Origin of the sequence: Vibrio sp. V12_P9A6T4 (genome assembly GCF_963874835.1) — a bacterium.
GTDB lineage: Bacteria > Pseudomonadota > Gammaproteobacteria > Enterobacterales > Vibrionaceae > Vibrio > Vibrio anguillarum.
On record NZ_CAWNJO010000035.1, the window covers coordinates 57,784 to 69,147 of the forward strand.

Annotated in this window: 9 protein-coding genes and 5 tRNA genes; 12 read left to right on the forward strand and 2 right to left on the reverse strand. The window is 43.9% G+C overall.

What is annotated here, in order from left to right:
- Positions 1-7 precede the first annotated feature (7 nt).
- Complete coding sequence (locus tag AACQ42_RS03455) at positions 8-415, reverse strand: c-type cytochrome (RefSeq protein WP_088718017.1); 408 nt, start codon at positions 413-415, stop codon at positions 8-10.
- A 298-nt stretch (positions 416-713) separates the two neighbouring features.
- Between AACQ42_RS03455 and AACQ42_RS03460 the strand changes: the two genes are divergently transcribed.
- The 10 genes from AACQ42_RS03460 to AACQ42_RS03505 all read left to right on the forward strand — a co-directional run bounded on the left by AACQ42_RS03460 (position 714) and on the right by AACQ42_RS03505 (position 8,717).
- Positions 714-790, forward strand: a tRNA-Arg gene (locus AACQ42_RS03460).
- 43 nt (positions 791-833) lie between these two features.
- Positions 834-909 (forward strand) — tRNA-His (locus AACQ42_RS03465).
- Between the two features lie 150 nt (positions 910-1,059).
- Positions 1,060-1,136, forward strand: a tRNA-Pro gene (locus AACQ42_RS03470).
- Positions 1,137-1,211: 75 nt separating this feature from the next.
- Positions 1,212-1,287, forward strand: a tRNA-His gene (locus AACQ42_RS03475).
- A 56-nt stretch (positions 1,288-1,343) separates the two neighbouring features.
- Positions 1,344-1,420: transfer RNA gene (locus tag AACQ42_RS03480), tRNA-Pro, on the forward strand.
- A gap of 705 nt (positions 1,421-2,125) precedes the next feature.
- Positions 2,126-3,841, forward strand: coding sequence for a dipeptide ABC transporter ATP-binding protein (locus AACQ42_RS03485; protein WP_019281822.1), 1,716 nt, complete (start codon positions 2,126-2,128; stop codon positions 3,839-3,841).
- Between the two features lie 108 nt (positions 3,842-3,949).
- Complete coding sequence (locus AACQ42_RS03490; RefSeq protein ID WP_094166294.1) at positions 3,950-5,506, forward strand: ABC transporter substrate-binding protein; 1,557 nt, start codon at positions 3,950-3,952, stop codon at positions 5,504-5,506.
- 199 nt (positions 5,507-5,705) lie between these two features.
- Positions 5,706-6,683, forward strand: coding sequence for an ABC transporter permease (locus AACQ42_RS03495; protein WP_088729278.1), 978 nt, complete (start codon positions 5,706-5,708; stop codon positions 6,681-6,683).
- Positions 6,684-6,685: 2 nt separating this feature from the next.
- A complete protein-coding gene (locus tag AACQ42_RS03500) occupies positions 6,686-7,624 on the forward strand; it encodes an ABC transporter permease (RefSeq protein WP_010319654.1) in 939 nt (312 codons plus the stop codon).
- 166 nt (positions 7,625-7,790) lie between these two features.
- A complete protein-coding gene (locus AACQ42_RS03505) occupies positions 7,791-8,717 on the forward strand; it encodes an SPOR domain-containing protein (protein ID WP_094166295.1) in 927 nt (308 codons plus the stop codon).
- Positions 8,718-8,751: 34 nt separating this feature from the next.
- On the opposite strand, the gene AACQ42_RS03510 is transcribed toward AACQ42_RS03505, so the two are convergent.
- Entirely contained in the window at positions 8,752-9,501 is a 750-nt protein-coding gene (locus AACQ42_RS03510; RefSeq protein WP_094166296.1) for a chromosome partitioning protein ParA, read from the reverse strand.
- Positions 9,502-9,598: 97 nt separating this feature from the next.
- On the opposite strand from AACQ42_RS03510, the gene AACQ42_RS03515 reads away from it, so the two are divergent.
- Together AACQ42_RS03515 and AACQ42_RS03520 are read left to right on the forward strand one after the other, a co-directional pair.
- Entirely contained in the window at positions 9,599-10,495 is an 897-nt protein-coding gene (locus AACQ42_RS03515; RefSeq protein ID WP_017046676.1) for a response regulator, read from the forward strand.
- A 189-nt stretch (positions 10,496-10,684) separates the two neighbouring features.
- The coding region (locus AACQ42_RS03520) for a substrate-binding periplasmic protein (RefSeq protein WP_094166297.1) at positions 10,685-11,364 on the forward strand (680 nt) is incomplete at its 3' end.

Sequence of the window (11,364 nt, forward strand, 5' to 3'; positions counted from 1 at the left end):
TAATGTATTAAAGACCTGCAATCATATGCTCAATGGCGGCAACGATTTCGTCGTCAGAGCAATCCATACAGGTTCCTTTAGCTGGCATGGCATTAAAGCCTTGCAGTGCATGATTTTTCAATACATCTTTACCTTGGGCGATACGTGGAGCCCACTCTTCAGCATTGCCAATTTTAGGTGCGCCACTGATGCCTGTAGAGTGGCAAGCGATACAAAATGTACCATAAACTTGCGCGCCATCACGAGGGCCTGTCGGCTCTGCCGCAACGGGTTCACTACCCGCTAAGTAAACATCACCTACAGGTTTAATGCGATCAGCAATGGCATCGTATTCAGCTTGGCTGGTTGCCAATGCAACACTAGAAAAGGTTAAAGCAGCGAATAACACGCTTATGATTCGTCGAGACATATCCATTAAACTCACTTTATATTCCAAAGGTAAGTTCATGCTTACCTATTTATACTTAGATTTAGAGTGTGGCTGATTTAAAAGCCATTCAAGCTGTTAAATCAATGTAAATATTGGGTGATTATATCCCGATAAGTTGTTGCAATAAACAACAAGTTGCGATCTTCAAGGGGTGAGTCACATCCTTATTGTAGAGGTAATAATGGTTATCTGATGAAAAAGGCGTCAAACGATAAAAAAAGTTGAAAAAGTACTAGACGCCCTAGTGTGAACTCCGTATTATTCCACTCCGCCGATAGGGCATGCGCCCGTAGCTCAGCTGGATAGAGCGTTGGCCTCCGGAGCCAAAGGTCGAAGGTTCGAATCCTTTCGGGCGCGCCATCCGGATGCTTATGTAAATAAGTAGCAAATTGGCAAAACAGTGGTGGCTATAGCTCAGTTGGTAGAGCCCCGGATTGTGATTCCGGTTGTCGCGAGTTCAAGTCTCGTTAGCCACCCCATTATTTGGTAACTTCGGTTTCCTTTCTTGATGAAAGTCGAGAAAAAAAGATTTACATCGATGAATAGACTAGTTTGATAGTGCATCATGATGTTAGGAATAGCGGAGTCAGAGGGTTCTCTATCGCTTATTCCAAAAAATGAATTTGTATCGGTGAATAGCGCAGCTTGGTAGCGCATCTGGTTTGGGACCAGAGGGTCGGGGGTTCGAATCCCTCTTCACCGACCACTTTTCTTTTCTTCTCATTGGTTAAAAATGAAAAGAAAAATAACGGCAAGCAAGCGGTTATTGCAAAGTTTGATGGTGGCTATAGCTCAGTTGGTAGAGCCCCGGATTGTGATTCCGGTTGTCGCGAGTTCAAGTCTCGTTAGCCACCCCATTATTAGGTAACTTCGGTTTCCGTTCTTGGTGAAAATCGAGAAGAAAGAGATATATCGGTGAATAGCGCAGCTTGGTAGCGCATCTGGTTTGGGACCAGAGGGTCGGGGGTTCGAATCCCTCTTCACCGACCACATTAATAAGCCTCAGTCGAAAGACTGGGGCTTTTTAACATCTGGTGTTTGGAGCCTTAATCAAGGTAATGAGAGCCAAAGTGGGGTTCGTCTGATTTTCAAAACCGGGCTCTTCACCGGCCATCTTAATAAGCCTCAGTTGAAAGACCATTCTCTCTATTCAATGTTCGATCCCTTATTGACTCCTATCTCCATTAAGTCAGTGAATTATCATGTTTAAAGGCTAAACCCTAAATTTTCTGTTCAGATGAATTCACTGCTTTTCTGTCTTGTCATTGGTTTTTAGTCTGGCATTTTATTGGTTACTCTGGTTTTTGTTTCTAATGTGTTACGTGATATGCCGCAATATAATTTGAAATTTTATTCTGCATTCTTTTTTAGAATACATGGTGAATTGGCGTTTTTTTAGGCTTAACGTCTATGTTTTGGGGTGTATTACTGCGTGCTAGAATATTGGTCATACCAATGATTAATGCATATGTGGTGCATAAAAATACGATGTTACTGCTTTGGTTTGATTTGATATCGACTTTTTATCCTATCGATGTTGCTTTTCTGTGAAATATTTGCCAAATTGATGGCCTTGTTAATTACCAGAATATTGTACTGGTATGAATGGATTCATTTTTACTGGCTTTGAACGCTTTGTTGTTCAAAGGTAGTTACAGACAGGGCACAACACTGCCCAAGTCGTAGAGGTCTGGGATGTCACTTTTAGAAGTAAAAAACCTGCGTATTGAATACCCATCGCGTCATGGTGTTCACGTTGCTGTGAAATCGCTTTCGTTTAATATCGAGCGGGGTGAAATTGTTGGGGTTGTGGGAGAATCAGGCGCCGGAAAATCGACCGTAGGTAATGCGGTTATCGATTTATTGAGCCCACCCGGTCTCATTGCCAGTGGCGATGTGTTCTTAGATGGTGAGAAGATTTCAGGCCTATCGCCTGAGCAGATGCGCCAAGTTCGCGGCTCTAAAATTGGTTTTATTTTTCAAGACCCAATGACGTCGCTTAATCCACTATTTACTGTTGAACATCAACTAACAGAAACCATCCACGCCAATATGAAAGTGACAGAGGAAGAAGCGTATCAGCGTGCACTTTCTTTGATGAAGCAAGTGGGTATTCCTCAGCCTGAAAACCGTTTGAAGCAGTACCCACACCAATTCTCTGGTGGCATGCGTCAACGTGTTGTGATTGCCATTGCGCTGGCGGGTGAACCTGATCTTATTATTGCCGATGAACCGACCACTGCATTAGACGTTTCTATTCAAGATCAAATCTTGAGCCTCATCCGCGAGCTATGCATTAAAAACAATGTTGGCTGTATGCTGGTTACCCATGATATGGGTGTGGTCTCGAATGTGACGGATCGCGTCGCGGTGATGTATCGCGGTGACTTGGTTGAATTTGGGCCGACAGCTAAAGTGTTGGGCGCTCCGGATCACTCCTATACGCGCAGTTTGATTTCCGCCGTTCCTCGCTCAGATAAAAAACTCGATCGCTTTCCGCTGGTGAGCTATATCGAAGAGGCAAGTGAGTTAAAACCACTGGATGTTAAAAACCATTGGTTAGGTCAGAGCCAAGATAATCGCCAATACACAGGCCCACTGCTGACAGTAGAAAACGTGAATTTACGCTTTACGACCAAAGACTCATTGTTTGAAAGTCGCCGTGAATATGTCCAAGCTTCAAATGACGTCAGTTTCGAGGTGTTTGAAGGGGAAACTTTTGGTTTGGTTGGGGAATCAGGTTCCGGTAAATCAACTATCGCACGCGTGATTGCGGGCCTGTACGCTCCAAACTCAGGCAAAGTCTGTTTTGAAGGGATTGATCTTACTGCGCTGAAATCGGAAAACGAGCGCCGTCCGATGCGCCGCCAGATGCAGATGGTGTTTCAAAACCCTTATACCTCAATGAATCCGAGAATGAAGATTTTCGATATCATTGCCGAGCCGATTCGTTTTCATAAATTAACCCGTAGCGAAGCGGAAACACGGCAAATTGTGCATGATCTTTTAGAGCACGTAGGCCTAGGTAAAATGGCGGGAGTGAAATATCCGCACGAGTTTTCCGGTGGTCAACGTCAACGTATTTCGATTGCTCGCGCACTCGCCACGCGTCCTCGCTTATTGATTTGTGATGAACCTACGTCCGCGCTCGACGTGTCTGTGCAAGCGCAGATCTTAAACCTATTAAAAGATCTGCAAGATGAGCTCAACTTGACCATGCTGTTCATCAGCCATGATTTACCTGTGATCCGCCAAATGTGCGATCGTGTCGGGGTCATGCAAATGGGGACCTTACTGGAGGTCGCCCCTACAGAGCAGTTGTTTAAGTCACCTCAACATCAATACAGCCAGCATTTGATTTCTTTAATGCCTGAGTTTACGGGCTTAAGAGAAGATGTAGTAACGGCGTAAGCCAAAAAAGTTACAGATAGAGATATCATGACCAAGCGTGCTTGGAATGAATAAACAGAAGCAATTACAACAACTAGGGATTTGGATTCCCGCATAAGGAGTTATGCAATGAAAACCATGAAAAGCAAACTAACAGTAGCTTTGATGGCGGCAGGCTTAAGCTTTGCAGCTAGCGCGGCCAATATTACCGTCGCTTATGATGCTGACCCAGTGTCACTTGACCCGCATGAGCAGCTATCTGGTGGTACGCTACAAATGTCTCACATGGTGTTTGATCCTCTCGTTCGTTACACCCAGACATTTGATTTTGAACCTCGCCTTGCTGAGAAATGGGAACGTGTCAATGATACAACGTTCCGTTTTATGCTGCGCAAAGGGGTAAAATTCCATTCTGGTAACGAAATGACGGCAGACGATGTGGTCTGGACGTTCGATCGTTTACAAGATTCTCCTGATTTCAAAGCTATTTTTGAACCGTATGAAAAGATGGTCAAAGTAGATGATTACACCGTCGAGATCGTATCCAAAGGCGCTTATCCTCTGGTTCTGCAAACCGCAACCTACATCTTCCCTATGGACAGCAAGTTCTATTCGGGCAAAGCGGCTGATGGTAAAGAGAAATCTGAAATTGTGAAGCACGGCAACTCGTTTGCTTCGACCAACGTTTCTGGTACTGGCCCATTTAGAGTGACTTTCCGCGAACAAGGCGTAAAAGTGGAATTTGAACGCTTTAAAAATTATTGGGATAGCGCATCAAAAGGCAACGTAGACAAACTGACCTTAGTACCGATTAAAGAAGATGCCACTCGTGTTGCGGCGCTCCTTTCGGGTGATGTGGATATGATTGCACCTGTTGCGCCAAACGATCATAAACGTGTGGAAGAAGCCAAAGGTATTGATCTTGTGACCTTACCGGGTACGCGCATCATCACCTTCCAAATGAACCAAAACAGCAATGAAGCACTGAAAGATGTTCGTGTGCGTCAAGCCATTGTTCACGCCATCAACAACCAAGGTATCGTTGACAAAATCATGAAAGGTTTTGCGACAGCAGCTGGCCAACAAGGCCCAGCGGGTTATTCTGGTTATGACGCGAACCTTGTGCCTCGTTTTGATTTGAAAAAAGCGAAAGAGCTGATGAAAGAGGCTGGTTATGAGAAAGGGCTGACGCTCACCATGATCGCGCCAAACAACCGTTATGTGAACGATGCGAAAGTCGCACAAGCTGCAGCGGCGATGTTGTCGAAAATTGGTATTAAGGTTGATCTTAAAACCATGCCAAAAGCGCAATATTGGCCTGAGTTTGATAAGTGCGCCGCGGATCTGTTAATGATTGGCTGGCACTCAGATACTGAAGACTCAGCAAACTTCACCGAGTTCTTAACCATGACACGTAACGAAGAGAGTGGTAAAGGCCAGTACAACTGTGGTCACTACTCAAATCCAGAAGTGGATAAGTTGGTTGAAGCGGCAAACGTAGAAACCGATCCTGCGAAACGTGCACAGATGCTGCAAAAAGTCGAAGTGACTTTGTACAACGACGCAGCATTTGTTCCACTGCATTGGCAAAACCTAGCGTGGGGTGCGAAATCTACTTTAGATATCAAACCGATTGTTAACGCGATGGAATTCCCTTATTTCGGCGACCTAGTCGTTAGCGAGTAATTACTTAAGTTGGCCGCTCATGTGATGTGGGCGGCGCTTAAGTCACTCAAGGCATCCGCTTGGATGCCTTATTAAGATCTCCGCACTTTGCTTTATTTCAGTCGGGTCGAGTGTCATTTTTTAGGCTGAATTTTTTCGTTCCTATTAAAGTTAATTCAATTTTAAAAAGAACCATCATGGATAGTTTAAGGGGCAAGGAATGTTTTCGTTTCTGGTCAAGCGCCTGTTTCAGGCACTGATAGTGATGTTTGTGATCAGTCTGGTGGCGTTTGCCATTCAGGATAACTTAGGCGACCCATTGCGTGAGCTTGTTGGGCAGTCTGTTTCAGAAAGCGAGCGCCAAGCGCTGCGCGATGAACTTGGACTGAATGATCCTTTCATTTCCAAATATACTCGTTTTATTACGGCCGCGGTGCAGGGTGATTTAGGCACGTCTTACTTTTTCAAACGTCCTGCGGTAGACGTTATTCTCGATAAATTAATCGCAACGTTAGAGCTTGTGCTCGGTGCGACTGTAATCATCATTGTCTGTTCCATTCCATTAGGGGTTTACACAGCCATTCATCCCAAAAGCTTCTTTACCAAAGTGGTGATGGCGGGCAGCAGTATTGGTATTTCTATCCCAGTGTTCTTAACTGCGATTATGTTGATGTACGTTTTCTCGATCACGTTAGGTTGGTTACCATCGTATGGACGAGGGGAAACCGCCAATTGGTTGGGTTGGGAATCTGGCTTTTTCACGGCTGATGGCTTAGCACACTTGGTGCTGCCTTGTGTTTCACTGGCGTCGATCATGCTGCCGCTGTTTATTCGTTTAGTTCGTTCTGAAATGTTGGAAGTGCTGAGCTCGGAATACATCAAATTTGCTAAAGCTAAAGGCTTGGCATTGAACAAAATTTACTACCAACATGCCCTTAAAAATACCATGTTACCGGTGCTAACCGTCGGCGGTGTACAAATTGGGACTATGGTGGCCTACACCATCTTAACCGAGACTGTTTTTCAGTGGCCGGGTACGGGCTTTCTTTTCCTTGAAGCGATCAACCGAGTTGATACTCCGCTGATCACCGCTTACGTCATATTCGTTGGCCTGATTTTCGTTGTCACCAACACCATTGTCGATCTGTTATACGGTCTGATTAACCCGACTGTGAACCTTACTGGAAAAGGAGCTTAATCATGAGCCAATTTGCTGCTGCTCCATCTCGTTGGGAGCGTTTTAAACAGTCTGATTTTTTGTACTATTTCTTGCGTGATAAAGTGGCGATGACCAGCTTCGTCATCTTTTTGGTATTCTTAACTTTGTCTGTCGCTGCGCCACTCATTGCCCCCAGTAACCCGTACGACCTATCATCGATTGATCTGATGGATGCAGAATTACCTCCCTCTTGGATGGACGGAGCTGATGAGCGCTTTGTTCTCGGCACGGATGAGCAAGGGCGCGATATTTTGTCGACCATACTGTATGGTTCGCGTCTATCACTGACGATTGGCTTTTTGGCGGTCGGTTTACAGTTGCTACTTGGTATCGTGATTGGCCTTTCCGCTGGCTACTTTGGTGGGCGTATTGATAGCTTTTTGATGCGCTTTGCCGATGTACAGCTATCGTTTTCAACCATGATGGTGGCGATCATTGTTTCGGCAATTTTCAAAGCCAGTTTTGGGAGTGAATTTTATAGTCAGTATGCGGTTGTGATGCTGGTGGTGATTATTGGCGTGGCTGAGTGGCCACAATACGCGCGGACAATTCGTGCGTCAGTGCTCGCCGAGAAGAAAAAAGAGTATGTGGAAGCGGCTCGTGTGATGGGTTTTAAATCGCCACGCATCATGTTTCGCCATATTTTACCTAACTGTTTATCGCCTATTTTGGTTATCTCAACTGTACAAATTGCCAATGCGATCATGTCTGAAGCGGCACTCTCTTTCCTAGGCTTAGGTTTGCCAGTCGATCAGCCATCATTGGGTGCTTTGATTAGCATGGGCTTTAACTACATCTTCTCTGGCGCTTGGTGGATTACGGCTTTCCCTGGTTTTGTACTCGTCACATTAGTGTTGGTGATCAATCTGTTGGGTGACTGGCTACGCGATGTTTTTAACCCAAAAATTTACAAAGGGTGATGTGGCAATTGATTTTTGCTAAAGAAAATCCCTAAACTAAAAGCCGCCGTCAAATGCGGCTCTTTTTTTGCTAGTATTTTTGTTATACCCAATCCAAATCCATTGAACTAGGGAACATTGAATCGGTAATGTTGTCACTACTATTAAGCAAGTATATGGACTCAATATGATGACCCTGATGCGGAAAACGACCCTGTGTGTGACATCAAGCCTAACGGTGTTGGCGTCGCTGGCTTTATTTCAACCCGCTTGGGCGGACGATTTTCTTTGTGATGCGACTCAAGCTTCTGTCGATCAGCTGCCCATTCTTGATAAAGCATGCCCAATAGGGCAAGGTTTATGGGGAAAGAAAAAGCCCAAAGGGCAATCATCCACTTTTTGGATTCAGTGTGGTGTGTTAAATAAGCCATTATCTTTGCTGAAAGCCAAAGCGTTTTATACCCATATTTCTACCGATGTATGGCTAAAACCAGAAGCGAAAACGTATCGTTGCTTAATCGGTCCTTATACTGATTATGAGCAAGTAAAAAAAGAACTGCCTCTTATCCAGCAAATCCCCGGTTACAAAGAAGCTTTCATTCGTGAGGTTGTCAAAGGGCGCGCGCAGTCGAGCTCGCCGATAAAAAAGACAACTTCCGCTCAAGCAACGTCTGCCGCAAAACAAATCACCAAAAAGTCTTTACCTAAACCACAAGTGGAAATGGCGAGTTCGCCATTATCAACGAAACCATCAACCAAAGCGCCAGCTCTTAATGTTCCGCCAGCGGTTGAAATTCGTTTGAGCACCACCGCAAACGGTTTGCAGTTTGTGGTGCCTCATTTACGTTCGAGTGATGAACAGTTCTATATGGAACATGGCCTAGCATGGAGCCGCCTAAACTATGAGGTGGCAGAAAAAACCTGCCAACAAATGGCGATGCGCTTGGTAACGGAAGAGGAGTGGCAACGCCTTTTGGATTCAAAACAGATGGACAGTAACCAATGGCCAATGCACTTACCTTATTGGGGATGGTCGCAAAAAGGGCTTTTTACCAACGGAAAAGTCAGCCAACTGAAAGGTTCCTCATTACTCAATGTGATTTGCGTTAAATAAGTCTCTCAGTTTGCCGTCAGAAATGGCGGCAGTGCTACTCTTTCTTTCCCTCTTCGAGTAATTGTAGATAGCGTTGTTCGATAAAATCTTTCTCTTTACTGATGTGATACAACTGTTTTTTCATCGCTTCGACATCGACAGAAGTGCCACCTTGTTTGGCTTGCTCTTTGTATTTCTCAATGGTCTCTAGTAGTTCTTTTTTCTCGGCTTGATAATTTTTTGCCATTTCGTAGAAATCACCCGCTTTACTGATCTTGATGTATTCCGCTTCTAACTGTTCAAACTCTTTTTCGATGGTGGCTTTTTCTTCTTTCAAACTGTCAACGGTATCAGTTTGAGCAAAGAGCTTTTTACGAGTCACTCGTAGCCCTTTCACACTTTTATCGAGATCGCCTTTCAGTTTGCGGATCAACTTATGCGATTTACTCAATTTCTCATTGAGCTCATCAATTGAAGCCTGATCTTCGGCACTAATGCCCTGAGAAGAGGAATTTTTGATGAGAGAAACCTGTTGCTCGAGCGCTTTTTGAATGATGATTAAATCATTCAGAGTCGAGCTATGCTCTGCGGTGTAGTTCAACGCATTTTCAACGGATTGTTGGCATAAATGAAGCGTGTCTTCATCGTTATCACTTTTATTACGAGTAAAACCATGCGCAAATTTCCTAAATTCACGCAGGATCAGCAGTAGGATAAAAAACCAAGCCAACAAGATAATAAGCCCGAGATCGATCGCTAAGAGCGATAAAACCTTTTCGGTGAGGAACTCTTGTATTGGCATCACATAAACCCACTTTTGTTGCTGTATTTTCAGGTAAGTTTAGTTGTTGTAAAAAAATGTGCCTATACTTTGAACAAGTTAGGTCATAGAAAAATATGCTGTGAAGATTCTCATTGTTGATGACAGTAAAGCGACACTTGAAATAGTCAGACGAGCCTTAGAGGCGTTTGGCTACCGACGTTTGTCCATTCAAAAGGCAGACAATGGTAAGGCCGCACTCAAGCTGATTGGCAGTTGGCAGCCGGATATTGTCTTAACAGATTGGCATATGCCCGGTATGACGGGGCTGGAGCTGACACAAGCGATAACCAAACGTAAGCTCGGGATAAAAGTGGCGATGCTCACCACTGTGGCCGATGAGCAACAAATCAAACAGGCGCTTGAAGCTGGAGCGTCGTTTGTGTTATCGAAACCGTTTGACGATGGTGAACTGCACCAAAAGTTGCTTCCTTTAGTGCAAGGAGCGGAAGAGAGCTGCATTGAATTAGATGAAATGGTTGAGCTGCAAGATGAGTTGGCTTTACCAAAGCTTTCGCAGCTAGAGAAGCTGCTAAAAAGAGCGGTAGGTGCTGATATCGTGCTGAATAATATTCGTCGCCAATCGTTTGATGAGAGCAAAATTCCTTGTTTGATGGCAGTCTATGAAGATGGCGAAACGCAAAAGCCGCGCGCGGTGGCACTGCTTGATATCTACGCCGTTTGTGTCTTTGCTAAAGGCAACCCCAGCATTACCAAAGAGCAACTACAACAAGCGGTACACAGCAAAATGGTCAGTAAAGATATTCTCGATACTTGCCAGAAAGTGTTAAGTGCTTCCGCATTAGCGTTTCTTGATAATCAAACCCGCAAAAGCTTGAAGTTAAAAAATATCAGTTTTATCCCTCAATCATTTGAAAAGCTCGAAACCCTATTTGCCAAAGAAGCGGATAAACGGGTCGATTTTTCCTGCCAAATGGGGGCGTTAGCCCAAGGGAAAATTACTTTAGTGGGATTTTAATCATCTTTAAGAGCATATTCTGAGGTTATCTTTATGACAGGATGATTTTTGCTATTGGGTATATTCTTAGATGATATTGATGAGCCGTTATTCATGAGATATAAGCAAAATTGCCACTTAGTGACTATATTTAAGTTATTCCTAAAAGTATTTAACATTAGGATTAATTGATTAATTAAAGGAAGCGATATGATAAAGTTTATACGGATATTCATCATTGGTTGCTTAAGCCTATTTATGTCAGCCCCACTTTTAGCGAATGTTACGTGGGAGGGGCATTGCCGAGATAGAAAGCCCTATCTTTATTTTGAAAATGGTGAGTGTAAAGGCCCTGGTGGCGATGTGATTAACCAGGTTATTCTTAAGTTGGGGCATAAAGTCCATTGGACAAAAGTTCCTTGGGCAAGAACCATTGGTGTCGCTCCACAGGGTGGAGTTGATCTTATTCCTCTGCACTCTATGGATGAAGAGAGAGAACAGTTTCTTCACCCATTATTAATGGGGTATGGTGAAAGAGAGGTGTTTTATTTTACTCGGACGAACTCGGATATTGATGCAAATAGTTTTGATGAAATTGTCAGCCGAGGTTTTGTTATTGGTGCACTCAATGGCAGTTTTTATAGTGACCAATTTAACCAAAATACAGACAAATTAAAAATCAGTTTTGTCACTAGCGTAGAACAAATTATTAATATGCTAGAGGCTAGTCGCATCGATCTTGCTATCACCTCTGAACAGCATGGGCTTAATCTTTTTGAAAATGACCCTAAATTAAAGAAAATAAGTTATAAAAACATTTACCTAAATGGTCGTTTTTTTAGTGTGCCCAAACGATCGGCGAACTATCAGTATATCGAGCAGCTAGAGAG